The following is a 25,945-nucleotide window of genomic DNA, read 5'->3' as shown; positions in this document are numbered from 1 at the left end:
AGACCAAAACTCAAAACCTATGTCACAAAAAACTACTTCAGAAGGGAAAATTCAAGGAAAATCGATTAATTCTATTCCATTAAAAACAGCACAAAAATGGGCCAAACGTTGGACTAAACGAGAAGGTAATTACAACAAACACCATCATGTCAATGCTTTTTTGATTCCAAAAGTTGATTTACTGGAAGTTTTAGCAGAAGGAGTAGATGCGGTGAGAGCTTATATTGGAGTGGATGATGAAGGTGTTGAAAAATTAATGATTGTAGGAACAAAATTCAATCCGGAAACAGGAATTTATGTAGATATGATTACTGTTGGGGTTGGAAATTCAGCAGGAGGTGAAGATAATATATACGATTTTACAGAGCCTTGCCCGCCAGCGAGTGATCCTGAAAGTCCTTTAAATTCCTAATTGACATGTGGAGATTATTTGCAGATATTGGTTACTTAATTTTATTTCTTAACCTAATTTTATTTATTAAAGGTGCGAGTAATGATGGGAAAGCGTACTCAATTTTTACATGGTATCTTGGTGTAATTTTTTTAGTCCAAGTTACTTCAATGACCTTGAAAAAATTCAATATTAATAACTTATATCTCTCGCATTTTTATTTTATCGGCCAGTTTACACTTCTGAGTCTTTTTTACATAAATATTTTAAAAGGAGAATTACAAAAAAAAATAGTGAAAGTCTTTTTAATCATAGTCTTGTTAGCATTAGCAATACAATATGCCATTGACTTTTCTTTGTTTTTAAAATTTAATCTTTTCGAAATATTCATTACTTCCATATTATTGATTCTGTATGCCACTTTTCATTTTTACAATATGTTAAATGAAAAAAAAGAGTTCTATTTCATAAATATGGGCATTTTATTCTATTTGTTCGGCAGTACAATTTTGTTTCTGGTAGGGAATCTGACGATTGTTTTAAGTCCAAAAATGAATAAAATTACATGGATTTTGAATAGTATATTGTATGTTTTGTATCAGATTTTTATACTGGTAGAATGGAAAAAAAGTTTTTCTAAAAAAAGAGAATTTAAAACAATTTTATGAAAGTCAATACACTGCAGGAAAGTGAAATAATTGAAATCATAGTGTATAGTTTTATCGCTTTCCTTCTGATGGGATTGGTTTTGATATTGTTTTTTTATTTTTCAAGAAAGAAAATTATTCAAAAGGAATTAGAAAAAAAAGATTTAGAAATTCAGTATCAAAAAGAGCTTTTAAGTGCCGTAATTATTACTCAGGAAGAGGAACGCAAGCGTATTGCGCAAGATTTGCATGATGACATCAGTTCTAAACTGAATATTGTTTCGTTGAACTCGCATTTGTTGACCACACCTAATTTATCTCAAAACGAGATTCATGAAATTACAGCAAACATTATCAATCTAACCGGTAAAGCTTTAGATAATTCAAGAAAAATTGCACACGGTTTGTTGCCTCCCGTTTTAGAAAAATTTGGACTTCATGCAGGAGTCGAGGAATTATGTTTGGAATTTAGCAGTTCCAAAGCCGTAAAAGTAAATTATGAAAACAAAACTGCATTTGATATTAAAGACATTGATAAACATTTGCATGTTTTTAGAATTTTGCAGGAACTGATGAATAATTCGCTTCGGCACGGAAAAGCAACCGTTATTGCAGTCCTTTTTGAAGAGAAAAACGGAATCAAAAACTGTTATTATTCAGATAACGGAATTGGTTTTGAAATGAAATCCGACGAAAATAAAAAAGGATTAGGAATGAAAAATATAGAAAGCAGAATTGCTTTTTTAAATGGTAAAATGACTTTAGAATCAGCATTAAACAAAGGAATTTCGGTAGTTTTTAATTTTTAAAAAATGAGCAAAACTATAAAAATAATATTAGTGGATGATGAAATTCTTTTTAGAAAAGGAATTTCTTTTTTATTGGGTCGTGAACCAAATATTGACATCATTTTTGAAGCGTCAAACGGGGATGAATTGATTTCTTTTCTCCAAAACAATAAAAATAATCATCCGGATATTATCATCATGGACTTAAAAATGCCAGGAATTAATGGTGTTGAAGCAACTAAGATTATTCATGTGGAATTTCCAAAACTAAAAATCATAGCACTGACCAGTTACGATTCAAAGTCTTTTGTTGCCAATATGGTTGATGTAGGCGCAGTTTCGTATTTGATAAAAAATGCAACCCCGCAAGAATTGATTACAACTATAAATGAAGTTGCTGAAAAAGGTTTTTACTACACGGATTATGTCATGAAAATTATTCAGGATGATGTCTTGACTGCTAAAAAAACAAAGAGCGCTTTAGATAGTAATTTTTTGACAGCTCGTGAATTTGAAGTATTAAAACTGATTTGTTCACAAAAAAGTACGGCAGAAATTGCCGAAAAGCTATTTATAAGTCCAAGAACGGTAGAAGGTCATCGCAACAATTTATTATTGAAAACAGAATCCAGGAATATTGCTGGTTTAGTGGTTTATGCTGTTCAGAATGAAATTCTGGATTTTGAAGTATAATTTTTTTTGAAAATTGCGTTAATTGGGAGATAAACGGCAATTGCGATGCATTAATTATTGTTTTTTATTTTGCAGTGTTTTTGAACTGAAGTGTATACCCTTTCAAGTCTTTTTTTAAACTTGCTTGTAATAGTTTTTTAACAGAGCGCATACCTCCAAAATCACGATAATAAGAGAATAAAAATTTTGATGTTCTGATTAATTTTAATTTTGTATCGAATTCAGTTTCAGATTGAATGAAATTGTGGGTAATTTGGACGAGTTGGTTTTCAATTATTTCACTATCGTAATGATCAATGGTAGTTTTTTCTAAAGAAATACTGCGTAAAGCAAAATGGATTCTGTAATCCAACTCCCGTACCGCAAACGTTTTTATAAAATCAGAATAAAATGGATTCGTAAGATATCCAAATCCCATTTTAAATTTGGATTTTCTTAAAATCCCATGTTCAATATCGTTTAATGACAATTGAGAACGAGCAATTTTTATTCTTTTCAAGTTGAAAATTGAAGCGTTGTCAGTAGATTCTTTTGAAATAATGAGATAATACGCATTGTAGATATTTATCCAAAAGGTCTTTCTTAAATCATCGCTATCCAGACTTTTCTCCAGTTTTGCTGCCCGGATATAGAAAAGTTGTCTTCTCAGCAAGGTCGAATCGCCATCTGATTTTGCAGTGACGAGAATTTCTTCTGATAAAGCGGTGTAATAATTTTTCAAAACAATTTCTATTTTTTGAGAATGATTTTGATTAGTTATAGACTAAGATGTTGGTAGCAAAGCATGTAAAAAGTTATGATAAGGATTACTAATAAACACAATCCTATTTTTTTTAATAAATTCAGAAGATTGAACGGATCATTGCTTTCGTTTGGATTCATTATTAAATTTTTCATTTTGGTTTATTAAAGGATATCTGCGAATTTATAATTAAGAAATAATTTGGCTATGCGTATTTTTACGTGTTTTTTAGAAAAGCGATGAAAAAGCTTCATTTAAACGTTAAATTTTATTCATTTGAAGTCCTTACTTTCTATCTTTGAGATAAAAAAAATTACTGCAAGATGCTCAAAAAACTCTTCTATATATTCCTTTTTCTATTGTCTATAACTGCCAAAGCTTCTTTTATTTTGGTTCCAATGGATGAAACTACACAACAAAACCATTTGAAAGCATACGGAATTACATTTTGGTGTTTGGACAAAAATTACAAAGCAAGTTGGTTACTTAATTATCGCGGAGGTTCCTTTTTATTGCCTGATGCTGAGGAAATCCGAAAAGAATGCCAGATACGCGGTGTCAGTTTTGAAATAATTTCTGATGGAGAAGAGTTGGCTATCTTGAATGAAATCTCTAGTCCTTCCCAGAATATGGAATCAGTGGTGCTAGAAAAAGCACCTAAAATTGCGGTGTATACTCCTAAAGGAAAACAGCCTTGGGATGATGCTGTGACTTTAGTTTTGACGTATGCTGAAATCCCTTTTACTGCAATATATGATGATGAAGTATTAAGCGATCAACTGCTACTATACGATTGGCTACATTTGCATCATGAAGATTTTACGGGTCAATACGGTAAGTTTTACGGGGCTTATAAGAACGTACCTTGGTACATCGAGCAAAAGAAAGAGGCAGAGACTTTAGCAGCTAAATTAGGATATGCTAAAGTTTCTCAGGAAAAGGGAGCTGTTGCTAAAAAAATCAGGGACTTTGTAATTGGTGGTGGATTTATGTTTGCCATGTGCTCTGCAACGGATAGTTTTGATATTGCTTTGGCAGCGGATGGCGTAGATATTTGCGAAGCAATGTTTGATGGAGATCCGAGTGAAGGAAATTACCAATCTAAAATGAATTACAGTAATTCATTTGCTTTCAAAGATTTTACATTGGAAAGAAAACCGGAGCAATATGAATTTTCGGATATCGATATGACTTCAAAAAGACGAATTCCTATGGAGAAAGATTATTTTACTTTAATGGAATTTTCGGCTAAATGGGATCCAATTCCTAGCATGCTTTGTCAAAATCATACACAGTTGGTCAAAGGGTTTATGGGGCAAACTACCGCATTTGATGCGCCCTTAATGAAATCAAATGTGTTGGTTATGGGAACTTGTGAGTTAAATGGGGAAGCACGTTATATTCATGGTCAAAAGGGCAAAGGAATGTTTACATTCTACGGTGGTCACGATCCGGAAGATTTTCAGCATCAGGTGGGTGATCCTCCAACAGTTTTGGATTTGCATTCTAATTCACCTGGATATCGTTTGATTTTGAATAACGTTTTATTTCCTGCAGCCAGAAAGAAAAAGTTAAAAACATAATATACAACAAAAGCCAATCGGAATTCGATTGGCTTTTGTTTTTAGCCCTGATGGTAGTGGCATCCTTTGTTTGCCTTCTTTAGGCAAACAAAGATATAACGGACAGCAGGATTAGCTTCTAAAAAAATTACACCACTCCATGTTCATTTTCTTTGTCTAAATATTCTTGTACAATATCAATTGCATTGGTCACTACGTCACTTAAAGCGGTGATGAAACTTCCTTCTTCAGCAGAGTTTATAGCATGTTTTATAGCTTCAGTTTCTTTAGGGATAATTTCATAGGTTACCGTTTTACCGGAAGCTTTGATTCCATCAAGAATTAGATTAATAATTTCATCTTCGGTTCTTCCTCTCAGGTATTTTTCTTGTCGGATGATGATATGGTCAAACATTCGGGCCGCAATGTGGGCGCATTCCCTGATGTCTTCGTCTCGGCGATCACCAACACCTGCTATAATTCCAATTTTCTTGGTAGCATCTACGCTTTGAAGGTATTCTTCGACACCTTTATAACCGGATGCATTGTGAGCAAAATCAATAAGGACTTTGAATTTTTTGAACTCAAAAATATTCATACGACCTGGAGTTTGTGCGGCACTTGGAATGAAAGTCTGAAGAGACAAACTGATATCTTCAGTTTTAAAACCCCACAAATAACTCGCTAAAGTAGCAGCAAGGACATTGGCAATCATGAATTTTGCTTTACCGCCTAATGTTAAAGGTACATGAGTCGCACGCTCAATTCGGATTTTCCATTCTCCTTTTTTGATAGTGATATAGCCATTTTCGTAGACTGCAACAGTTTTTCCTTCGGCACAAAGTTTCTTGATAAAATCGCTGTCTTCGCTCAAACTGAAATAAGCTACATTACAATTCAGGTCTTTTCCTAATTTTATACAATGTTCGTCGTCACCATTTAGAACAGCCCAACCGTTTTTCTTGATACTTTTGACCACTGTTGCTTTAACTCTGGCTAAATCATCTAAAGTGTGAATGTCACTTAAACCCAAATGGTCTTCCTGAATATTCGTGATTACCCCGATATCACAGCGACTGAAGCCCAAACCAGAACGAAGAATTCCGCCTCTTGCAGTTTCCAGAACTGCGAATTCTACAGTTGGATCTCTCAAAATATATTCGGCACTAAGAGGTCCTGTTGTATCACCTTTTTCCATCATGTGGTTTTGAACATAAATCCCATCTGATGTGGTGAAACCTACTTTGAAACCATTATTTTTTACAATATGTGCCAATAGTCGGGTAGTGGTAGTTTTTCCATTAGTTCCCGTTACGGCAATTATAGGAATACGACACGATTTTCCCGGAGGATATAACATGTCAATTACCGGTGCAGCCACATTTCTTGGCAATCCTTCAGAAGGCGCAAGGTGCATTCTAAAACCGGGAGCCGCATTGACTTCAAGAATTACGCCGCCATTTTCTTTTAAAGGTTGGGTCAAATTTTCGGCCATTATATCAACTCCGCAAACATCAAGTCCAATCACTCTTGAAATTCTTTCTGCTAGAAAGATGTTTTCTGGGTGCATCATATCAGTAACATCTACAGATGTTCCGCCGGTACTTAAATTTGCTGTTGATTTCAAAACTACAATTTCGCCGATTCTAGGAATCGTTTCCAATGTATAGTTTAGTTTTTCCAATAGATCTTCTGTATCTCTGTCAACATCGATTTGAGTCAGCACATTTTCATGTCCATAACCTCTTCTTGGATCCTGATTGGTAATTTCAATTAATTGCTGGATGCTGTCCGTTCCATTTCCTATTACGTGAGCCGGAACTCTTTTTGCGGCAGCAACTAATTTATTATCGATAACCAATATTCTAAAATCGAAACCGGTTATAAATTTTTCTACAATGACGCGTTTGCCGTATGTTTGTGCAAAAGCTAAACCCGCCACTGCATCTTCCCAATTGGTAACATTGATGGAAGCACCTTTTCCGTGATTTCCGCCCAAAGGTTTTAGAACAATAGGATAGCCAATTTTTTGAATCACTTCGGCTAAACTTTCCTCGTCTACACAAATACTTCCACTGGCCACTGGGATAGAAGCCATTTCCAACATTTTTTTAGTCTGCTCTTTATTGCAGGCAATATCTACTGCAATACTGCTGGTTTTACATGTAATGGTTGCCTGAAAACGCATTTGATTGATACCATATCCAAGTTGTACCAATGAGTTCGTTCCCAGTCGAATCCAAGGAATATCTCTGGCAACAGCTTCTTCTACAATACTTCCTGTACTTGGGCCAAGTCTCACACGTTCGCGGATTTCACGCATTTTCTGTAAGTCGGCATCAACATCATATTCAGTTCCGGCAATTAAAGCTTCGGCAATGGCAACAGAGGATTCCGCAGCAAAAAGTCCTACATTTTCTTCAGTATAACTGAAAACTACATTATAAGTTCCTGGAGTCTTGGTTTCTCTGGTTCTTCCAAAACCGGTTTCCATTCCGGCAAGAGACTGAATTTCAAGTGCAATGTGTTCAATTACATGTCCCATCCAGGTTCCACGTTCTACTCTGGAAAAAAATCCACCACGACAACCTTCTGAACAACGATGCTCAATCATCGAAGGAAACATTGCTTCGATTCGTTCTCTAAATCCGTCAATTTTATTGGTGGGGAATTGCTCCATTTCTTCTAAATCCAAGCGCATTTGGATTAATTTTTTTCTTTGAATACTCCAGATATTCGGACCACGGAGGGCTTGTACTTTGATTATTTTCATAAAAACGGAAAGATTATTTTTTGTGTAAAAAAATAGTTGAATACAAAGGCTTAATTTTCATTTTTAACCAGTATTGATTTGGATAAAAAAAGTAAAGTACAATCTAATAATTCAATCTAAATAAGTTAGAATGCAACTAAAGTAAAGTTTTTACGATAGGAATCAAAATTTATTCTTTAAAAATTAATTATTAGTAGCTCTGTTGGCAATTTTTGAAAAAAAAAGTACAAGTTCAAATGCTCTTTTTTATCTTTTTGGTTATTTTTACAAAATGAATATACTTGGAAAACTAATAATAATAGGCGGTGCAGTTGATAAAGGAAGTTTTACGGAAACCGATTTAGATAAAAATGCAACCAATAATTTAAACTTTTTTGAAGCTGGAATTCTAAAAAGGATATTAAATGAATCAAAACATAAAGAAAAATCACGAATAGAAGTTATTACAACGGCCTCTGTTATTCCACGCGAAATAGGACCTGAATATGTCAAGGCTTTTGAATATTTGAATGCTAAAAATGTTGATATTCTCCATATTGAAAGGAGAGAACAAGCCGCTGATCCTGAGGTTTTAGCACGATTGCAAGCAGCAGATATTGTTATGTTTACCGGAGGCGATCAGTTGCGATTGAGTTCTATTCTAGGAGGAACACCGTTTCATGATATGTTATTGGATAAATATCATAATGAAGAATTTATTTATGCAGGAACTTCGGCTGGAGCAGCTGCAGCTTCTAATAACATGATTTATCAGGGAAGTAGCTCCGAAGCGTTATTGAAAGGCGAAGTAAAAATCTCAAGCGGATTGGGTTTAATTGACGGTGTTATTATTGACACTCATTTTGTGCAACGCGGTAGAATCGGCAGACTTTTTCAAGCTGTTGTAGGGAATCCGAGAGTGCTTGGAATAGGTTTAGGTGAGGATACAGGATTGTTGATTACTAATAATAAAGAAATGGAAGCCATAGGTTCCGGCTTGGTTATTTTAGTAGATGGTCGTGAAATAAAAGACACTAATTTAACAAAAGTAGAATTAGGGCAACCCATTTCAATCTCCCATTTAGTAACCCATGTGATGAGCAAGTTTGACACTTACAATCTTGAAACGCATAAAATGCACATTCAATCTTCACATTACTTATAATAGTTAGTTTGCGAATAACAGATTTATATACAGTAAACTAAAAGGCTTCAATCAATTATGAAATTAATTATACATGGTGGTTTTTTTTCGGAATCATCAACCAACAACGAAACAAAAGTTGCCAAGCAAAATGCATTAGAAAGAATTGTAAAAGATTCCTACGCATTTTTACAAACGCATTCCGCATTAGAAACAGTTGTTTATGCCGTTTCTCTTTTGGAAGATGACGAATTATTCAATGCCGGAATTGGATCTCAAATACAAAGTGACGGAAAAATCAGAATGAGTGCCGCCGTTATGGATGGGGAAACTCAGAAAATGAGTGGCGTTATCAATATTGAAGAAGTGAAGAATCCTGTTCAGGTTGCCCAATTATTGATGCAATATGACGACAGAGTTTTAGGCGGAAGTGGAGCTACTAATTTTGCACGGCAACATGGTTTTGAACCTTTTTCAACCGAAATTCCACAAAGAAGAGCAGAGTATGAAGCGAAACTGAAATCATTGGGAACTGGAACTGTTGGTTGTGTAGCTTTAGATGCCAAGGGAAAAATTGCTGTAGCAACTTCAACTGGAGGAAAAGGATTTGAAATTCCTGGACGCATTTCTGATTCTGCCACTGTAGCTGGTAATTATGCTAATGCATTTTGTGGTGTGAGTTTGACAGGAGTGGGTGAGGATATTGTGAGTAATGCCACTGCAACAAAAATTGTAACTCGAGTTACCGATGGTTTTTCATTACAAGAAGCTTTTACTAAAACGTTCAACGAATTAAAACCTTATGATGGTTTTGCCGGTGCCATTGCTATTGATAATAAAGGAAATATATTTCATAAGGATTCTCACCCGAGTATGGTTTTTGCCAGTTTTGACGGCGATCAATTTGAAGTTTTTGATTAATTTAGTTCAAAGAAAATTCAAACCAAATAGGAATATGATCAGAGATTATTCGGGCTTCTTTTAAAGAATTGAAGTTTTTATAAAACGGAATAATTCCTGAATTGATAGTATTTACTTTCGAAGATTTAAAATACATATTATCAAATTCCGAAGCCAGACAATTATTATTTTTACATTCTTGTTTCAGCGATGTTTTTTGACCAATCAAAATAGAAGTGTATCCCATTTTTTTCAAAGGATTAAAAACGGTGTGTGATTGAGGACAATTGAAATCCCCAGCAAAAATTAAGTTCAAATTTGGATATTCATCCGGTAAATACTTGAAATATTTAATCTCTGTTTCAGGTTGTCTTTTCTTTGTAATTGCATGAAAATTCACGACTGTAAATTGTTTATTCTCATACTCAAACGTACAAAAATAGGGTTCTCTGTCAATCTCCAAATGGTATTTTTTTTCGAGCCACGCTCTTCCTATTTTTGTAACCTTGCTTGTTTTCCAAATAAATGCGTAACGTTCGGTTTTGTAAGCGCTGCTGCTGGTAGGATCGCTAATTACATAATCCCATTTCGTGCCTTTGCGATTCAGTTCATCTGCTAATCGGGCCACAGCCTGTGCGCCACCATATCCCGCTACGACTTCCTGAATGGCTATTATGTCATATTCTCTAAGCGAATTTGCAATGTAGTTGATTGTTTGTTCAGACTTTGATTTTCCAAAGTTTTCGATGTTCCAGGAAACGAGTTTCGTTTGGGAGAAAATATAGAAGGGAATAAGGACGAATAGTGCCGAATAAAGCGCTCTTAATGTAGTCAATTTTAGTAATTGTTATGTGTGTTATAACTTGTAAAATTAAAACAATTCAAACTCAGATTGCGCAGTGTGAGTGACATTTTTTCAGTTGTATATTTTATTGAAGTCAAATTTTTTTTTTGAAGGATTCCTCCGTTTTAGACAACTGATTCATACTGAACTTTAATTAAAGCTTCATTACTCTTTTTTATTTTATAATCGTAAATCTCTTTGCGAATGTCATTTACAAAATCTATTGTTTCATGTTTGGATTTGATATCTACTCTTTTTTCAAAAATGGCACCGTTTTTTAAACGTATTTTTAGACCATAGCTTTTGTAATCATTCATTTTTAAAATGATAGTAATTACTAATAAGAAAGCTATTAACAGGATTAAGTCTATTTGGAAATAGATATAGCTAAATCCAGCTAATCCTATTGAAAGTGCAAAAATTAGGGCAATGTAAATGGTTTTCATTTTGTTTACTGTTATGTAAACTTGGTCCAAATCAGAAAACAAAATTTGCTTTTTTTCTTTTGTTTTAAAGATTAAAAGTATCCCGTTTTCAGTTAATGATAGTTTTATGAAATTATTTTTTAAAATCATGGTTGTTCTTAATCTTTATTGAATTAATTATAGATGATGAGTTTTTTTTGAAAGACTTTATAAAGTCTTGTTTGAAAAGAGGAATATTATTTATTTTTCCATAAATGATATACTAAAAATACCAGCCAAATTGCACCTAGTATCATAATTCCGATTTGAACAGCAAAAAGTAAATGGAGGTTAAGAAGGACTACTGATGTCATTATTTGTTTTTATTTTTGTAAACTATTTATGTTTAAAAATATTATTCTATTTTAGTTTTAGGACTTGCATAGCTGTCTTTATAATACAGGATTTTTCCTTTATTGTGCCTTGAGGAATGTTGTTTAAAATTTTTATTTTGGGAGGTATCAAACTGGTTTTTTATCGTTTTTTTTTCGAAAAATTCCTAGAAAGTTTCCTGACATCTTCATCAGAATCATATTTCCGGTCGCTTTGTACCGTTATTAGGATACTGTTTTCTCTGTTGGTACTTGAATTGTTATTCTTATGTTTAGTTTTTGTTGGATAAGAAAAAATCAAAATTGTTAGTATAGTTACCAGTAAAATATTTTTTTTCATTTCGTCTTTTTAAAAAGATTTACTCACAACAAGCAGTTACTATTTTTAATTGAATCTTTAATATTTTTTTTATCTGACTTTGTGTCAAAATTTTTTTATCGTCCGCTTTTTTAAGTTTCTTATATAAAGCCTCTGATTTGATTTTCATGTAAGGATACTTGGATAACGAAATACTATTTCCTTGAAGCGATTTCTTATAATCCTTAAGGTATTCTTTTACATAATTATCATAATCTTGAAGTATTTTATTCCATTTTTCAATTGTATGATTTTCAGTTTCATTGTTCAGCACTTCGTTTTCTTTCATGACTAAATTATTTGCAAAATCATTTAGGTTTTTTACTTTTATCAAAGGTAAAGGCAATAAAATTCCGTTCCTTACGGTAAACCGTATTGCACCGAAATAATTATTTGAATCCGCTATAAGTTGTTTTTTTTGAGGTCAAGAATTATGTAGCGGTTAAAGGAAACCACGTTTTGCTGAAAATTGTATACCCGAAAAATTTATTTTCAGTTATATACTTATAGGTAAAAAAGTGTATTATTTGATCCAGTTGCTTGCTATCCAATCTTGTAATTGAGCTTTGTAGACTTCATTTTCTAACGCTGCATGTTGTAAGAAACTTTCAACTTTTTGGAAACTTGCTTTGGTTTGAGGAACTTTATATTTTTCTAAAAACTGATTACAGAAATAGATTACTTCAATTTCTTCTGTTTTGTCAATGTACATACCGTCAAGTATTTCGAAATGTTCTGGATTATTTGCCAAATCGATTTTTTGTGAATATCCAGTAAATGCTAAGTCGTCTTTTGTGAAATTGGCCATTTTAAATGATCTTAAAGTTTGTTGTGGCAAACCTAATATCTTTTAAAATCTTATCTTTACGGAAAACCGTAATGGGAGTGTTTTTTTGTGCAATTTTAATAAAAATGTATTTTTTCTTTTAAGAATCATTTTTTGTTTAAAATGCACTTTTAAATATAATTCGGATTTTATGCTGGTGAAGTAATTATCTTAATTAGGTAATGCCGGATTATACCAGTCCTAAATCTTTTGTGATAGCTATCAAATGTACATTGTTACTTGCTTTGAAGTATATTTTTAATTTATTGATGCGTTTTTCTAAGCTGCTGCTACCATTTGGAATAATTCCTGAATCCTTGAATTCGGTCGAGATATCGTCTAGTGTGAAACCTTTGGCTAATGATTTCAAAAGGGTAATATCATACGATTCGATTTCAAAGAGTGATTTATCTCTTAGTGCATATTCAATCTCTGAGGTGAGCTCAATTTCTTTATTATTATAAATACGCTGAATTGCTTTTTTAAGCTCCGGAATGCTGTCTCTACCTTTAGAAACATAGGCGTTGATTCCTTGGTTTTTAAAAAGTGACTTAATTCGGAATGATTTATCTTCAATAGAAAATACTACTGTTTTTATATCTGGCTGTACTTTTTTTACTGCTTCAATCAGTTCTTCGCCGGAAGTTAGTCGGTTATCTCGATGATCGGGTTTAAATGATAAATCGCTGATAAGTAAATCATAAGGTACATTATCATCTAGTGCTTTTTTTATTTTCAAAAAAGCATCGTCACAGTATTTGGAATGATGAATTTCTGCAACAGAAATCTCATTCAGTGCTTGAATAACACCAACGCTTATGGTGTCTAAATCCTCGGCAATCAATACTTTATTAAACATAAGCTACAGTGTTATATTGGAAAATCTAAACTTACTCTAAATCCTTTATTGGATTTAGTATCAAAAGTAATAGTTCCTTTTATAGCATGAATACGGTTTTCCACATTGAGTAACCCATTTTTAGAAATTAATTCAGAATTTCCTATTCCAACCCCGTTATCAGTGTAGTCAATTTGTAATTTATTTTCATTTTTTTTGAAAGTTAATACTACTAAACTGCATTTACTATGCTTTTTCATGTTCACCAGCAATTCTTGAACTACGCGATACACAATGATTTTTTTATGGTTTTCTAACTCAGTCCACTTTATTGTATCCACACCATTTATTAGTACATTGACCAATGGCGTGTTAAAACCGGACATCATGTCTTTTAAATGGGATATAAATGCGAGTCCGGTATCGATGTTGCTATTTTCTCTTGAAATGTTTCGGGTACGAATATAAATGGTGTCTAAACTGGAAATTAAAATTTCTTTGTTTTGAGTAGTTGATAGATCTTGAGTTTCGGCGAAAGCCATAGTTTGATAAACATCATTGGCCAATTCGTCATGAAGTTTTTTAGATATACGAGTTTCGGTGTTGTAAGATGCTTTAATTTTTTCTCGTTTATTTTTGGCAACAAGATAATTGGCTATTGAAACAATTAAGATAATAAATAGGACCAGTCCAAAATACAAAATCTGATTTCTATTTTCCTGTTGTTCTAATTGAAGTTTTTTTTGAGATTTTAGTTTTATATTTTCCTCTTTCTCTCTCTTAAAATCATATTTGATTTTAGCAAATTGATTTTTAGCTTTTTGTCTCACCTTAGTAATACTGTCATTGATATGAAGATAAGTGAGAGAATATTTTTTGAGTTCATCTCCTGATGTGTTTTGTATTAATAGTTTTAAACATAATAGTCGATCGTCAGCATGGTTTACTTGAGTTGCTTTTTTGTAAGCAAGTAAAGCATACTTAGTAGATAAAATTAAATTACTAGTTTTGTGATATTCAGCTAAATTATAATGGCTAGACAGTATTTCCCGGTTTTCTTTATTTAGCTCTCTTATTTTTAATCCTTTGTTTAAATAATAAAGTGCTTTTGAACTTCCTAATTTATTATAATTATGTCCCAAATTATTAATAATTCGAGCAAATGCCTCACTATTATTTTTAACTTCTTTTTTAATAGTCAAGGGTAAGAGAATTTGAATTGCTGTTTGATAATCACCTTTTTCAGTGTAAGCTAAACTGATATTGTTAATAATGTCAGATTCTACTTCTTCATCAGTTTTTGAGTTTATTGCTTTTTTGTAATAGTATATTGCATTATCATTATCAAATATCATTAAATAATTGTTTCCAAGACCAATGTAAATATTAGTTTGTCCGTATGGATATTTAGTTGTATTTTCTAATAAAGGTAAAGCTTCAATAGATGTAGTCTCACTACCGGAATAATCGCCTAAATACGTCTGAATCTGAGCCATCCAACTTATAGAATGAATAATCCTTGAAGTGTCTTTTTTTATTTCAGCAGCAAATTTAGCTTTATTGAAGTAATAATAGGAGCTATCAAATGCTTCGTTTTCATAATGTTTGTGGCCAATATCTATGAGTCGGTTGATTTCTGTGAGATCTTGTTTTTTAGAAGAATTATTTCTCTTTTTTTTCTCACAGGATTGTGTGAGAAAAAGCAATGCTAAGAATAGATAAAAAACCAGGAAATATTTTTTTTTAAACATCATTGCGCGAAATTACTGAAATTAATATTAAAACAGTGTTTAGCGGATTGCTATAATTTATTAATTTTTAAATGTCTTTGTAAACAAAAAACCCCAATCTTTCGATTGAGGTTTCTATATAAGTAAGTAATCTAAATTGAGTTGATAAAACGTTTATTTTACTTTATTAAGTACTGCTTTGAAAGCTTCTGGGTGATTCATTGCTAAATCTGCAAGAACTTTACGGTTCAATTCGATTCCGTTAGCTTTTACTTTACCCATGAATTGTGAATAAGACATTCCTTCCAATCTAGCTCCAGCGTTGATACGTTGAATCCATAATGCACGGAAATTTCTTTTGTTCACTTTTCTATCACGGTAAGCGTAGCACATTGCTTTCTCTACCGCATTCTTAGCAACTGTCCAAACGTTTTTACGTCTACCAAAGAAACCTTTGGCTTGCTTCATTATTTTTTTTCTTCTTGCTCTTTTAGCAACTGAATTTACCGATCTTGGCATAATTTTATTGTTTTTTTGTAGCAGGCGGCTTGAATTTAATCAAAAGCACTTAATGGCCATACTCCAAGGTTATTTTTAAATTGTTTTAACCTAAAGACTATTTAGTCAAAAGTATTTAAAGTAGAATGTCAAAAGTCTTTAAGACCTTTGGCTTTATAACTTTAAGACTTAATTAAATAATTCTTAATTGTTGTTTGATGCTTTTCATATCTGTTTTGTGAACTAGCGCTGAATGTGTCAAAGCTAATTTACGTTTTTTAGATTTTTTAGTCAAGATGTGACTTTTAAAAGCATGCTTTCTTTTAATCTTTCCAGAACCAGTAACTTTAAAACGTTTCTTGGCGCTAGATTTGGTTTTCATTTTAGGCATTTTTTCCTAGTATTTTAATTTATTCTTACTTACTTATCTTTGTTTCAAGTTTAAAGTTTCAGGTTTAAAGTTATAAAACTGATCACTGCAAACTGAATACTATTTTTTCTTCTTCGGAGCAATGAACATAATCATTCTCTTTCCTTCCAGAACTGGCATCGCTTCTACTTTACCAAATTCCTCAAGATCGGTTGCTAATCTTAATAATAAGATTTGACCTTGATCTTTGTAAATGATTGAACGCCCTTTAAAGAATACGAACGCTTTTAGTTTTGCGCCTTCTTTTAAGAATTTTTCAGCATTCTTTCTTTTAAACTCATAATCATGCTCATCTGTTTGAGGTCCAAAACGAATTTCCTTAACGACTACTTGCGTAGATTTCGCTTTCAGGATTTTATCACGTTTCTTTTGCTCGTAAACAAATTTCTTGTAATCCATTATTTTACAAACTGGAGGTTCTGCATTAGGAGAAATTTCTACTAAATCCAGTTCAAATTGATCCGCTAATCGTAAAGCTTCCGAAAGTTTAAAAACTCCAGGTTCGATATTTTCACCTACAAGTCTTACTTCTTGTACACCACGAATAAGGTTATTTATTCTGTGTGCATCCTTTTTTTCTACGCGAGGTTGATAACCTCTGTTGCTTCTTATTGCTATGACTTTATAATTTAAGTTAAACTGTAAATACTTTTAATGTTTTGCTGATTTCTTCGTTTACAATAGCAACAAATTCTTCTATTGTAACGGTGATATTTCCTTTTCCTTCTTGTCCATGACGACGGATAGAGATTGTACCATTTTTCTCTTCTTCCTCACCTACAATCAACATAAACGGTGTTTTTTGCATTTCGGCATCTCTAATTTTCTTCCCGATTGTCTCGTTTCTATTGTCGATTAGGGCGCGAATTTCGTGATTTTCTAGCAAATCTAAAACTTTTTTCGCATATATTTCATATTTCTCGCTCAAAGACAATATTATAGCTTGTTCAGGCATTAGCCAAAGTGGGAAATTTCCTGCTGTGTGCTCTAATAATATAGCTATAAAACGTTCCATTGATCCAAAAGGAGCACGGTGAATCATGACCGGTCTGTGCAATTCGTTGTCAGATCCTTTATATGTCAAATCAAATCGTTCCGGCAAGTTATAATCTACCTGAATCGTTCCTAATTGCCATTGTCTTCCCAAAGCATCTTTTACCATGAAATCCAATTTTGGGCCATAAAAAGCAGCTTCACCATATTCAACTACAGTATTCAAACCTTTATCGGCAGCGGCATTGATAATTGCATTTTCAGCTTTTTCCCAGTTTTCATCTGTACCAATGTACTTATCACGATTTTCCTTATCTCTCAATGAAATTTGAGCTGTAAAGTTTTCAAATCCTAATGAACCAAATACATAAAGTACCAAGTCAATTACTTTCTTAAACTCTTCATCCAGTTGTTCAGGAGTACAAAAAATGTGTGCATCATCTTGTGTAAAACCTCTAACACGAGTTAAACCGTGTAATTCACCACTTTGTTCGTATCTATAAACGGTTCCAAATTCAGCATAGCGTTTTGGTAAATCTTTGTATGACCAAGGTCTTACGTTGTAAATTTCACAGTGATGCGGACAGTTCATAGGTTTCAACAAAAACTCTTCTCCTTCAGCGGGAGTGTTTATCGGTTGGAAGCTATCTGCACCGTATTTTGCATAATGTCCGGAAGTTACATACAATTCTTTCTGACCAATATGTGGCGTAACTACTTGTTCATAACCCGCTTTCTTTTGTGCTTTTTTCAAAAATTGCTCAAGACGATCTCTTAATGCTGCACCTTTTGGTAACCACAATGGTAAACCAGCTCCTACTTTTTGTGAGAAAGCAAAAAGCTCCAGTTCTTTACCTAATTTTCTATGGTCACGACGTTTTGCTTCTTCCAGTAATTCTAAATATTCTGTAAGTTCTTTTTGTTTTGGGAATGATGTTCCGTAAACGCGCGTTAATTGTTTGTTTTTTTCGTCACCACGCCAGTATGCTCCGGCCACACTCATAACTTTCATAGCTTTGATGATTCCTGTGTTAGGAATATGACCACCACGACATAAGTCAGTAAATGTATCATGATCACAAAAAGTAATCGTTCCGTCCTCAAGATTCGAAATTAATTCGGTTTTATAAACGTTGTCTTTGTATAATTCTAATGCATCAGCTTTAGAAACGGGACGTAATTTAAATTCATGTTTTCCTCTTGATATTTCAAGAACTCTGTCTTCAATTTTTTTGAAATCAGCATCAGTGATTTTATTATCTTCAAAATCTACATCGTAATAAAATCCATTAGAAATTGCTGGTCCCAGTGTTAATTTAATCCCAGGATACATTTCTTCAAGAACCTGTGCCATAACGTGTGAAGTCGAATGCCAGAAAGCTTTCTTTCCATCAGCGTCATTCCAGGTATATAAAGTAAGATTTCCGTCCGTCGTCAAAGGAGTAGTTGTTTCAATAGTTGTGCCATTAAAAGATGCAGAAATCACATTTCTGGCAAATCCTTCACTGATGTTTTTTGCAACATCCATTGGAGTTACTTCAGGAGCAAACTCTCTAATTGACCCGTCGGGCAAAGTAATCTTAATCATTGTTTGATATTTTAAGAATGCAAATATAGACCATTACAAAAACACAAACAATATATATGTAAGGTTTGTTAGTCTAAAACTAATAATCTAAAGGGTTTGTAAGAATCAGTGCCGTATTAAAAAATATTTTTGGTCAATTATGCACCAAACATAATCTGAGAATAGATTAAATAATCTTTCTTGTTTCAAATGCAAGGTGTCATGTAGTTCCTTTTTTTAGGAAAAAGAACGAGTTTTTATAAATCGATTTTCTTTAATTCTTTATAATTGGCATATAATTTACGCAATAAAGTGCCGTATAATACTCTGTAAAACAGCCATAACAAACCGAATAATGCAATGCTAAAAATACTTAAGACGGCTATTGTTATTGCCATCACTTTGCTATTGCCATTAATTTGATTTTTCAAAGCATCCATTTCAGGATTATAAGCAAATGCAATAATAAAGCCAACAATTAAACTAAAAACAAGCATCGCTAAATTATACCAAACATAATATTGAACCGTTTTCCGGGTTTTGAGGATGTCTTGCATCAATTGCTTGGTTGATGCTGTGGTCGAAATCAGAATATAGTTTTTGTAAAACAAATAAATAAAAATCAAAATAACAGCGTAGTTAAAGTAGTTTAAGACTTCAAAATAGCCAATTAATTCTGTGTGTTTTATTTTTTCTAAATACTCATTAGAGTCAAAGCAAACGCTAAGACAGGTCCATAATAAAACTTCCAAAATGCTTATAATCAAAATCCACTTCACAATCGAAGATGATTTTTTATGAATCATTTTATAAATCTCGATTTCCGATACCTGCTCAAAAGAGTTATCGCTCTTCTGCCAGTCTTTTTTTAATAAATCCAGCTCTTTCATATTCCTAATGGATTTAATATTTTCTTTAATTTCCCTTTTATTCTATTCATTTTCACCCTCGCATTTACTTCGCTAATCCCCAGTGTCTCTGATATTTCCTGGTAATCCTTATCTTCCAGATACATAAATATCAACGCCTTTTCAATATCATTCAACTGGTAAACCGCTTTGTACATTAATTTTAATTGTTCTTCCTCTTCATAGTCGTATTCCACATCATTCAGGAAATGTTGTCGTCCTTCAAATTCGATAGTATTTATGGATCGTTTTGTTTTTCGGTACAATGTAATCGCCGTATTTAATGCGACTCGATACGCCCAAGTAGAAAATTTGCTGTCACCCCTGAATTTTGGAAAAGCCTTCCACAACTGAATCGTAATTTCCTGAAACAAATCCTTGTGTGCATCATCGCCATTAGTATATAACCTACAAATCTTGTGGATTATATTCTGATTTTCCTGCAACTGCTTAACAAAAGAATGTTCTAGATTATCACTCATATATACGTTAGTAAGTCTCTACTGGTTTTTGTTACAAATTAAGGGAATAAAATAATACTTCTCAAATTTGTCATTGCGAGTTACAAAGCAATCAGGAGCACAACACTAATCATTTCATAATTAAGACTCGTCCCGCTGTACATTGCAATCTTTCTAGTCCTGAACTTGTTTCAGGATACTGAAACAAGTTCAGGACTAGAAAGGATTTCCATTGCAATCGGGGCTAATTTACACGTTTAGTTTTATAAAGATCATTTCCAAAGAAAACAATAATTTCGATACTATTTGATGAAATTCAAGAATAGAAAACTTTGTATCTTTGATTCTTAGCAACTTTGAACTTTTTTACAATCATGAACATCCCAAATTCAACTTTACCCAGAATAGTAATTATAGGAGGTGGTTTTGCCGGAATTGCATTAGCCAAAAAATTAAAAAATAAAAAAGTTCAGGTTGTCCTTTTAGACAAACACAATTACCATACTTTCCAACCTTTATTATATCAAGTTGCCACAGGCGGACTCGAAGCTGGTTCCATAGCATACCCAATCCGAAAAGTAATTCAGGAGTACGATGACGTTTACTTTAGGCTCACTAACGTTCAAGAAATAGACACTAAAAATCAAAAAATAATTACCGAAATTGGCGAATTAAGTTATGATTATCTCGTGATTGCCACGGGTTCCAAAACCAATTATTTTGGCAACAAAGAAATCGAGCGCAACAGTATGGCCATGAAAACCATACCGCAATCGCTGAATATAAGAAGTTTGATTCTTGAAAATTTTGAGCAAGCAGTTTTGACTACCGATGTAGCTGAACAAAATAGTCTCATCAATTTTGTACTTGTAGGTGGCGGACCAACAGGAGTAGAGCTTGCGGGAGCTTTGGCCGAAATGAAAAAAGCCATTCTGCAAAAAGATTATCCCGATCTTGATATTGCCAAAATGGAAATTAATCTCATTCAAAGTGGAGACCGAATCCTGAATACCATGAGTGAGAAATCCTCTCAAGCTGCCGAGAAGTTTTTAACCAGTTTGGGTGTAAAAATTTGGAAAAACGTTCGCGTGACTAATTATGACGGACGAACCATAACCACAAATTCCGATTTGATTTTTGAAACTGCAACGGTAATCTGGACAGCAGGCGTTCAAGGAGCTCTTGTTGCTGGATTAGATGGGAAATCCTTGGTAGAAAAAGTAGAACGCATACGTGTCAATGAATTCAATCAAGTAGTGGGCTATGAAAACATTTTTGCAGTAGGAGATATTGCTTCCATGGAATCCGAAACGTATCCGCAAGGACATCCCATGATGGCGCAACCCGCCATGCAGCAAGGGGAATTATTGGGTGAAAATTTAATAAAATTAATTGAAAACAAACCCATGGAAGCTTTCGAATACAACGACAAAGGTTCGATGGCAACCATAGGAAGAAATAAAGCGGTGGTCGATTTGCCTAAATACCATTTTAATGGCGTTTTTGCCTGGTTTGTCTGGATGTTTGTCCACTTGTTTTCCCTTATTGGATTCAAAAATAAAGCCGTCGTATTCCTGAATTGGGTATACAATTACATCCGTTTTGATCGTGAAGGAAGATTAATCATTAGACCTTACAAAAAGAAAAGTTTTACCACTTTTACGAGTGATGAAGTGTAATTGTCGAAAGTCTAAAAGTCAGATGTCGAAAGTATTTTTAAGTTGTTCGTCATTTGTCTTTAACTTTTTTGCTTTCATTAGCATCCGATAAAAATCAAATTAAGTCACTTAAATAGCGTTCTAAATTCTCTTTATCTCTTTGTGAATATTTAAATATCTCAAAAATTAGTATTAGAAGGATAGTCATTTGACTTTAAGACTTTAGACTTTCAAACTTTAGGATTAAAAATCTTTTTCTTTGTAATAATTCACCATCAAATTCACAAATTTGCTGTACCCTTCCATGCCGTCTTTTTGTTGGTTTACTTTCAGGAATTGGTCGTAAAAAGCATGAAAACCTTTATCGATAATAGTGTCGTATTGTTTCCAGAAATTTTCACTTTCTTTATAATTTTTCAAAATACCAGGATGAACAGTTTTTAATAATTGTTTAAAAACAGCCTTGTCTCGTGCTTGCCAATTCCCTAAACAATAGCGTAAAGACATACTGTAACCTGAATATTGAATGTATAAATCATCATTTTTTACAGAAGCTAAAAACCCAATAAAGTTGCATTCGCTTTCGCTTGCGTAACCCATTTGGTGTGCCATTTCGTGATTCGTGGTCATAGGGAAGCTGTACATTGGACCCAAATAATTAACCTGCGCTTCATTGGTAAACGGATTTAGATAACCTCCAAAACCCATATAGGTCAAAGGCAAACTAATCAATGATTTCTTGGTGCTTAACTTAGAGTAAGAAAAATAGGGATATTCCGCGGATAGGTTTTTATACCCATTCAGACTCATTTCAAAAACCTGTTCTTGCGAGTACGGAAATACCACTTTCAAGCTGTCGTTTTTTGTGATTTGGTAATGAACAGCATTGGTTTTAGCAATTATTTTTTTTGTGAAAGCCAATAAATCATCATCCGAATAGTCTTTTTGAATTTCCATTTTTTCAAAAAGCGGTTCACGGTAATAATTGAGCGCCCAAAGAACATGAAATAAAAAGTAAAAAACCGAAACAAAACTCAAGATGCTCAAAACAGTGTCTCTCCAATCGGATTTCCAGGTTTTTCGTTTGTTCCAAATCCATTTTAAAATAAATAAAATAAGAATAAAATAAAGACAGTCACCTACAGAAAAAGGAATTCCACCCAAAATAGTTCTTGAAAATAGCGAAAGTATCGGGTATAAACCGTTGCTATACCAATCTTCTATCTGTTTCGGGTAAAAGGGAATTATTTGCAAAAGCAGTATTTGGATCAGTAGGAAGGAGGAAAGGAAATATTTTGTTTTCAATGTTTGAATTTTGGAAATGTAAATATAATTACAATATCAATTACTATCATAACGAATTTAAACTTTGTAACTTTGGGACTTGTAAATGTTAAACCTCAAACAAAAATAAATGAGTCAGGAAATAAGAAATCTGGAACCAAAAGCTCTTTGGAACAAGTTTGCCGATTTGAATGCCGTGCCTCGTCCTTCTAAAAAAGAAGAGCGTGTAATTGAGTTCATGAAAAACTTTGGAAATAATCTAGGATTGGAAACTTTCGAAGATGAAATTCGCAACGTAATCATCCGCAAACCGGCAACTGCTGGAATGGAAAACCGAAAAGCAATCGTGCTTCAAGGACATTTGGATATGGTGCATCAAAAAAATTCGGATACCGTTTTTGATTTTGATACACAAGGAATCGATATGTATGTTGATGGAGATTGGGTACGTGCTCGCGGAACCACTCTTGGTGCTGATAACGGTTTAGGAGTTGCCGCTATTATGGCAATTTTAGAAAGTACTGATATTCCGCATCCTGCTATTGAAGCTTTGTTTACCATTGACGAAGAAACAGGAATGACAGGGGCGTTGAACTTAAAAGGAGGCATTCTGCAAGGTCAAATTCTTTTGAATATGGATACGGAAGAAGATGATGAAATAGATATTGGCTGTGCGGGAGGAATTGATGTAACGGCTACTGCTGAGTACGATGAAGAGGAAACGCCGGAAGGTTCTGTAGGATATACGATTACTGTAAAAGGCTTGAAAGGTGGGCATTCTGGAATGGATATTCACAAAGGGTTGGGTAATGCCAATAAAATCATGAACCGATTATTGTTTGATGGTTTTGATAATTTTGGTTTGCAAATTTCAGAAATAAAAGGAGGAAGTTTACGCAATGCGATTCCGCGTGAAAGTGAGGCAAAAGTAATTATTGCCGAAGTGTATGATGAAGCTTTCGTTTTTGACATGCAGCAAATTGTAAACGAAATCAAAACAGAGTTTAAAACAACGGAACCAAATTTAGAAGTTGTTTTTGAAAAAATGGAGGCAACTCCTGCTAAAGTAATGCCGACAATTGCTCAGTTTTACTTTGTAAGATCGATGTATACTGCTCACAACGGAGTGTACAGAATGAGTGCTGATTTTGATGATTTAGTAGAAACATCGAATAACATTGCTAAAGTAATTGTTGGAGAAGGACAACTTTCAGTACAATGTTTAACGCGTTCTTCTGTTGAAACATCTAAATTTGATTTGGCGAATGCGTTGCGTTCTGCTTTTGAATTAATGGGATGTGAAGTAGAATTTTCAGGTTCATATCCTGGTTGGACACCAAATTCAGAGTCAGAGATTTTGGATGTTTTAGTTCCAATTTATGAGAAGCAAAACGGTGAAAAACCAAAAGTAGTGGCGTGTCACGCAGGATTAGAATGTGGAATTCTGGGAACTAATTATCCAGATATGGATATGATTTCTTTTGGACCAACGATTCACGGTGCACATTCCCCTGATGAAAGAGCTAGTATTTCTTCTTCTCAGAAATTCTGGAAATTTGTGTTGGAAATTTTAGCGAATATTCCGGTGAAATAGTATTCAGTTATTGAAAAAATGGTCAGTGTTCAGTTGTTTAGGAGTCAGTATTTATAACTGAACACTTCTTTTTAAACTGAACACTGACCATTAATTATTAGTCTCTTTTCGGAGCGTTCTTCTTGTCTCTCTTTTCTTCTTTCTTTTCTTTAGCCGTTTTCAAAGGCTCTTTTTTCGCAGTTTTTTTTGCGTCTTGACTTTTTGCCATGATATAGATATTTAGGTTATGTTTTTAATTCTTGATTCAGGTAAATGTATATAATATTTTTGATTTGTTTTAAATATTATTTTAAAAAATCCCCATCGATGATTAATAATTCAACGCCATTAGCGGCTATAGACCGATGTGAACTTTCATTGTCTGAGACTATATAAGTCATTCCTTTAGAAAGTAGAACTTTTTCTCCAGATTCTAATTCACTAATAAAATCTCCTTCAAGACAATGTACAATATGGCCTTTCTGACACCAGTGGTCTGCTACATACCCTTTGGAATACGTTACTTTGCGAATTCTAAGTCCATCTAATTGTTTTGTTTGCCAATGCGCAATTCCTGTTGTGCCGATATGTTCGGTTTTTTCTATTGAATCCCAATCAATAGTTTGAAAAGGTATATTAGACATATATTTTACTTTTTAAATTGTTGAAATTTTGATTTAAATGGTATCACTCCAAAATAAAATTCCCCAATTTCTTTTAGAATTGAGGAATGATTTAATTTGTGAAAGCTTGTTTGCTAGGATTTAATTATATGTTTTATTTTTTCTTTAAAACTTTATATTCTTCATAACAGCCGCTGATAGCGTCCATAATCTGTAAGTCGTTAGCTGTTTTTATAAAGGATTCCGAGTAGTTACAACGCTGTAAAATCTCAGGTATTTCATTTTTATCAATACCTAAAAGTACGGCTATAGTTTCTCTGTCAAATTTTGATTCCAGAAGATTACGCACCGTATCATCTTTCTTCATTTCTTTGAGTTTTTTGAGCTCTTTTGGATTGTTACCAAAGAAATTATACAGCATATCGGCTGGATTAAAGATGGAACCAAGAACTCTTCCAAACGCATTTGGCGAATATTCACCCGCTTCATATCCTTGTGTTAAACCTGAAATACTGTAACGATAGTTTTCTTTTACGGGAATAATTTTGGTATCAACTTCAAGATATCCGGTAAGATTAAATGGTCTTATTACGACTTCTTCAAGTGCTATAGCTTTTTCGGTAAGCTGAATTTTAGTACTTTTATTTTTTATCCAGTCATTAGTCACCCTAACGCGAAGGGATTGAAATCCCAGACTGGTGATGTGAAGTGTGTCGTTCACTTGAACGTCTATCTCAAAAAATCCTCCTGAATCAGTTGTTGCGCCTCTAACTTTATTAATATTAATAATATTTACACTAGATAAAGGTTGTCTGGTAGTATTACTGATGATGATACCATTAACTTTTTGGGAGGCTTCTTTAACTTGCGCAAAAGCGCTTACGGACAGTACTAAAAAAAAGAAAACTACAAAATATTTCATAAACTGATTTAAGACTT

At 33.4% G+C, this 25,945-nt stretch carries 26 protein-coding genes; 8 read left to right on the top strand and 18 right to left on the bottom strand.

Translation table 11 applies throughout. The features are described 5' to 3' along the window. Window positions 1-19: 19 nt before the first annotated feature. The 3 genes from DR980_RS01125 to DR980_RS01110 all read left to right on the top strand — a co-directional run bounded on the left by DR980_RS01125 (window position 20) and on the right by DR980_RS01110 (window position 2,519). On the top strand, window positions 20-412 hold the full coding sequence (locus tag DR980_RS01125; RefSeq protein WP_113633422.1) for a hypothetical protein: 393 nt from the start codon (window positions 20-22) through the stop codon (window positions 410-412). A gap of 643 nt (window positions 413-1,055) precedes the next feature. After that, complete coding sequence (locus DR980_RS01115) at window positions 1,056-1,847, top strand: sensor histidine kinase (RefSeq protein WP_113633420.1); 792 nt, start codon at window positions 1,056-1,058, stop codon at window positions 1,845-1,847. 3 nt (window positions 1,848-1,850) lie between these two features. After that, window positions 1,851-2,519 carry a response regulator transcription factor gene (locus DR980_RS01110; protein WP_113633419.1) on the top strand — a complete coding sequence of 223 codons (669 nt, stop codon included), beginning with the start codon at window positions 1,851-1,853 and terminating at the stop codon, window positions 2,517-2,519. A 64-nt stretch (window positions 2,520-2,583) separates the two neighbouring features. On the opposite strand, the gene DR980_RS01105 is transcribed toward DR980_RS01110, so the two are convergent. Both DR980_RS01105 and DR980_RS16280 read right to left on the bottom strand, forming a co-directional pair. Next, window positions 2,584-3,240, bottom strand: a complete 657-nt coding sequence (locus DR980_RS01105; protein WP_167400518.1) for a DUF547 domain-containing protein — start codon at window positions 3,238-3,240, stop codon at window positions 2,584-2,586. Window positions 3,241-3,275: 35 nt separating this feature from the next. Then, window positions 3,276-3,416 carry a hypothetical protein gene (locus tag DR980_RS16280; protein WP_167400517.1) on the bottom strand — a complete coding sequence of 47 codons (141 nt, stop codon included), beginning with the start codon at window positions 3,414-3,416 and terminating at the stop codon, window positions 3,276-3,278. A 168-nt stretch (window positions 3,417-3,584) separates the two neighbouring features. Here DR980_RS16280 and DR980_RS01100 point away from each other — a divergent pair, with 168 nt between their 5' ends. Continuing rightward, the gene (locus DR980_RS01100; RefSeq protein ID WP_113633417.1) at window positions 3,585-4,844 is read left to right on the top strand and encodes an asparagine synthetase B; all 1,260 of its coding nucleotides are present in this window, start codon (window positions 3,585-3,587) and stop codon (window positions 4,842-4,844) included. Between the two features lie 127 nt (window positions 4,845-4,971). Here DR980_RS01100 and cphA read toward each other — a convergent pair whose 3' ends face one another. Beyond that, window positions 4,972-7,596 (bottom strand): cyanophycin synthetase, encoded by a 2,625-nt coding sequence (gene cphA / locus DR980_RS01095; protein WP_113633416.1) that lies wholly within the window; start codon window positions 7,594-7,596, stop codon window positions 4,972-4,974. Between the two features lie 271 nt (window positions 7,597-7,867). Here cphA and DR980_RS01090 point away from each other — a divergent pair, with 271 nt between their 5' ends. Together DR980_RS01090 and DR980_RS01085 are read left to right on the top strand one after the other, a co-directional pair. Next, window positions 7,868-8,740: a cyanophycinase gene (locus DR980_RS01090; RefSeq protein ID WP_113633630.1), complete on the top strand. Its 873-nt coding sequence runs from the start codon at window positions 7,868-7,870 to the stop codon at window positions 8,738-8,740. A gap of 57 nt (window positions 8,741-8,797) precedes the next feature. Then, window positions 8,798-9,640, top strand: coding sequence for an isoaspartyl peptidase/L-asparaginase (locus DR980_RS01085; RefSeq protein WP_113633415.1), 843 nt, complete (start codon window positions 8,798-8,800; stop codon window positions 9,638-9,640). Window position 9,641: 1 nt separating this feature from the next. Here the strand turns inward: DR980_RS01085 and DR980_RS01080 are convergent, their stop codons facing one another. From DR980_RS01080 to DR980_RS01020, 12 genes are all read right to left on the bottom strand, one after another. Continuing rightward, on the bottom strand, window positions 9,642-10,454 hold the full coding sequence (locus DR980_RS01080) for an endonuclease/exonuclease/phosphatase family protein (RefSeq protein ID WP_167400516.1): 813 nt from the start codon (window positions 10,452-10,454) through the stop codon (window positions 9,642-9,644). 134 nt (window positions 10,455-10,588) lie between these two features. Then, on the bottom strand, window positions 10,589-11,038 hold the full coding sequence (locus tag DR980_RS01075) for a hypothetical protein (RefSeq protein ID WP_113633414.1): 450 nt from the start codon (window positions 11,036-11,038) through the stop codon (window positions 10,589-10,591). Between the two features lie 580 nt (window positions 11,039-11,618). Further along, window positions 11,619-11,906: a hypothetical protein gene (locus DR980_RS01065; protein WP_113633412.1), complete on the bottom strand. Its 288-nt coding sequence runs from the start codon at window positions 11,904-11,906 to the stop codon at window positions 11,619-11,621. A gap of 234 nt (window positions 11,907-12,140) precedes the next feature. After that, entirely contained in the window at window positions 12,141-12,425 is a 285-nt protein-coding gene (locus DR980_RS01060) for a hypothetical protein (protein WP_113633411.1), read from the bottom strand. Window positions 12,426-12,633: 208 nt separating this feature from the next. Beyond that, window positions 12,634-13,302 carry a DNA-binding transcriptional response regulator gene (locus DR980_RS01055; RefSeq protein ID WP_113633410.1) on the bottom strand — a complete coding sequence of 223 codons (669 nt, stop codon included), beginning with the start codon at window positions 13,300-13,302 and terminating at the stop codon, window positions 12,634-12,636. 11 nt (window positions 13,303-13,313) lie between these two features. Further along, window positions 13,314-15,032, bottom strand: a complete 1,719-nt coding sequence (locus DR980_RS01050) for a tetratricopeptide repeat-containing sensor histidine kinase (protein WP_113633409.1) — start codon at window positions 15,030-15,032, stop codon at window positions 13,314-13,316. A gap of 153 nt (window positions 15,033-15,185) precedes the next feature. Next, the gene (gene rplT, locus DR980_RS01045) at window positions 15,186-15,530 is read right to left on the bottom strand and encodes a 50S ribosomal protein L20 (protein ID WP_035633036.1); all 345 of its coding nucleotides are present in this window, start codon (window positions 15,528-15,530) and stop codon (window positions 15,186-15,188) included. Window positions 15,531-15,702: 172 nt separating this feature from the next. Next, window positions 15,703-15,900, bottom strand: a complete 198-nt coding sequence (gene rpmI / locus DR980_RS01040; protein ID WP_022827375.1) for a 50S ribosomal protein L35 — start codon at window positions 15,898-15,900, stop codon at window positions 15,703-15,705. A gap of 99 nt (window positions 15,901-15,999) precedes the next feature. After that, window positions 16,000-16,557, bottom strand: a complete 558-nt coding sequence (gene infC, locus DR980_RS01035; RefSeq protein WP_379852977.1) for a translation initiation factor IF-3 — start codon at window positions 16,555-16,557, stop codon at window positions 16,000-16,002. A gap of 16 nt (window positions 16,558-16,573) precedes the next feature. Further along, window positions 16,574-18,520 (bottom strand): threonine--tRNA ligase, encoded by a 1,947-nt coding sequence (gene thrS / locus DR980_RS01030; protein ID WP_113633408.1) that lies wholly within the window; start codon window positions 18,518-18,520, stop codon window positions 16,574-16,576. A 236-nt stretch (window positions 18,521-18,756) separates the two neighbouring features. Then, window positions 18,757-19,389 (bottom strand): hypothetical protein, encoded by a 633-nt coding sequence (locus tag DR980_RS01025; protein ID WP_113633407.1) that lies wholly within the window; start codon window positions 19,387-19,389, stop codon window positions 18,757-18,759. Further along, window positions 19,386-19,889 (bottom strand): RNA polymerase sigma factor, encoded by a 504-nt coding sequence (locus tag DR980_RS01020; RefSeq protein WP_091171887.1) that lies wholly within the window; start codon window positions 19,887-19,889, stop codon window positions 19,386-19,388. Before DR980_RS01020 ends, DR980_RS01025 begins: the two co-directional genes overlap by 4 nt. Before the next feature lie 353 nt (window positions 19,890-20,242). Here DR980_RS01020 and DR980_RS01015 point away from each other — a divergent pair, with 353 nt between their 5' ends. Beyond that, entirely contained in the window at window positions 20,243-21,547 is a 1,305-nt protein-coding gene (locus DR980_RS01015; RefSeq protein WP_113633406.1) for an NAD(P)/FAD-dependent oxidoreductase, read from the top strand. 222 nt (window positions 21,548-21,769) lie between these two features. Here the strand turns inward: DR980_RS01015 and DR980_RS01010 are convergent, their stop codons facing one another. Next, the gene (locus tag DR980_RS01010; RefSeq protein WP_113633405.1) at window positions 21,770-22,831 is read right to left on the bottom strand and encodes a DUF3810 domain-containing protein; all 1,062 of its coding nucleotides are present in this window, start codon (window positions 22,829-22,831) and stop codon (window positions 21,770-21,772) included. Window positions 22,832-22,940: 109 nt separating this feature from the next. On the opposite strand from DR980_RS01010, the gene DR980_RS01005 reads away from it, so the two are divergent. Next, entirely contained in the window at window positions 22,941-24,404 is a 1,464-nt protein-coding gene (locus DR980_RS01005; protein ID WP_113633404.1) for an aminoacyl-histidine dipeptidase, read from the top strand. A 284-nt stretch (window positions 24,405-24,688) separates the two neighbouring features. On the opposite strand, the gene DR980_RS00995 is transcribed toward DR980_RS01005, so the two are convergent. Both DR980_RS00995 and DR980_RS00990 read right to left on the bottom strand, forming a co-directional pair. After that, complete coding sequence (locus tag DR980_RS00995; protein WP_113633403.1) at window positions 24,689-25,027, bottom strand: DHCW motif cupin fold protein; 339 nt, start codon at window positions 25,025-25,027, stop codon at window positions 24,689-24,691. Between the two features lie 133 nt (window positions 25,028-25,160). Beyond that, window positions 25,161-25,928: a carboxypeptidase-like regulatory domain-containing protein gene (locus DR980_RS00990; protein WP_113633402.1), complete on the bottom strand. Its 768-nt coding sequence runs from the start codon at window positions 25,926-25,928 to the stop codon at window positions 25,161-25,163. Between the last annotated feature and the right edge of the window lie 17 nt (window positions 25,929-25,945).

Origin of the sequence: Flavobacterium psychrolimnae (genome assembly GCF_003312425.1) — a bacterium.
In the GTDB taxonomy this organism is placed as follows: Bacteria; Bacteroidota; Bacteroidia; order Flavobacteriales; family Flavobacteriaceae; genus Flavobacterium; species Flavobacterium psychrolimnae.
The sequence above is the reverse complement of the archived record's forward strand: the minus strand, read 5'-3'. Positions and strand labels throughout refer to the sequence as shown.

Excerpts from the sequence above, each read along its gene's own strand:
- DR980_RS01125 (WP_113633422.1), top strand. The coding sequence starts at position 20 with ATGTCACAAAAAACTACTTCAGAAGGGAAAATTCAAGGAAAATCGATT.
- DR980_RS01115 (WP_113633420.1), top strand. The coding sequence starts at position 1,056 with ATGAAAGTCAATACACTGCAGGAAAGTGAAATAATTGAAATCATAGTG.
- DR980_RS01110 (WP_113633419.1), top strand. The coding sequence starts at position 1,851 with ATGAGCAAAACTATAAAAATAATATTAGTGGATGATGAAATTCTTTTT.
- DR980_RS16280 (WP_167400517.1), bottom strand. The coding sequence starts at position 3,416 with ATGAAAAATTTAATAATGAATCCAAACGAAAGCAATGATCCGTTCAAT.
- DR980_RS01100 (WP_113633417.1), top strand. The coding sequence starts at position 3,585 with ATGCTCAAAAAACTCTTCTATATATTCCTTTTTCTATTGTCTATAACT.
- cphA (WP_113633416.1), bottom strand. The coding sequence starts at position 7,596 with ATGAAAATAATCAAAGTACAAGCCCTCCGTGGTCCGAATATCTGGAGT.
- DR980_RS01090 (WP_113633630.1), top strand. The coding sequence starts at position 7,868 with ATGAATATACTTGGAAAACTAATAATAATAGGCGGTGCAGTTGATAAA.
- DR980_RS01085 (WP_113633415.1), top strand. The coding sequence starts at position 8,798 with ATGAAATTAATTATACATGGTGGTTTTTTTTCGGAATCATCAACCAAC.
- DR980_RS01075 (WP_113633414.1), bottom strand. The coding sequence starts at position 11,038 with ATGATTTTAAAAAATAATTTCATAAAACTATCATTAACTGAAAACGGG.
- DR980_RS01065 (WP_113633412.1), bottom strand. The coding sequence starts at position 11,906 with ATGAAAGAAAACGAAGTGCTGAACAATGAAACTGAAAATCATACAATT.
- DR980_RS01060 (WP_113633411.1), bottom strand. The coding sequence starts at position 12,425 with ATGGCCAATTTCACAAAAGACGACTTAGCATTTACTGGATATTCACAA.
- DR980_RS01055 (WP_113633410.1), bottom strand. The coding sequence starts at position 13,302 with ATGTTTAATAAAGTATTGATTGCCGAGGATTTAGACACCATAAGCGTT.
- DR980_RS01050 (WP_113633409.1), bottom strand. The coding sequence starts at position 15,032 with ATGTTTAAAAAAAAATATTTCCTGGTTTTTTATCTATTCTTAGCATTG.
- rplT (WP_035633036.1), bottom strand. The coding sequence starts at position 15,530 with ATGCCAAGATCGGTAAATTCAGTTGCTAAAAGAGCAAGAAGAAAAAAA.
- rpmI (WP_022827375.1), bottom strand. The coding sequence starts at position 15,900 with ATGCCTAAAATGAAAACCAAATCTAGCGCCAAGAAACGTTTTAAAGTT.
- thrS (WP_113633408.1), bottom strand. The coding sequence starts at position 18,520 with ATGATTAAGATTACTTTGCCCGACGGGTCAATTAGAGAGTTTGCTCCT.
- DR980_RS01025 (WP_113633407.1), bottom strand. The coding sequence starts at position 19,389 with ATGAAAGAGCTGGATTTATTAAAAAAAGACTGGCAGAAGAGCGATAAC.
- DR980_RS01020 (WP_091171887.1), bottom strand. The coding sequence starts at position 19,889 with ATGAGTGATAATCTAGAACATTCTTTTGTTAAGCAGTTGCAGGAAAAT.
- DR980_RS01015 (WP_113633406.1), top strand. The coding sequence starts at position 20,243 with ATGAACATCCCAAATTCAACTTTACCCAGAATAGTAATTATAGGAGGT.
- DR980_RS01005 (WP_113633404.1), top strand. The coding sequence starts at position 22,941 with ATGAGTCAGGAAATAAGAAATCTGGAACCAAAAGCTCTTTGGAACAAG.
- DR980_RS00995 (WP_113633403.1), bottom strand. The coding sequence starts at position 25,027 with ATGTCTAATATACCTTTTCAAACTATTGATTGGGATTCAATAGAAAAA.
- DR980_RS00990 (WP_113633402.1), bottom strand. The coding sequence starts at position 25,928 with ATGAAATATTTTGTAGTTTTCTTTTTTTTAGTACTGTCCGTAAGCGCT.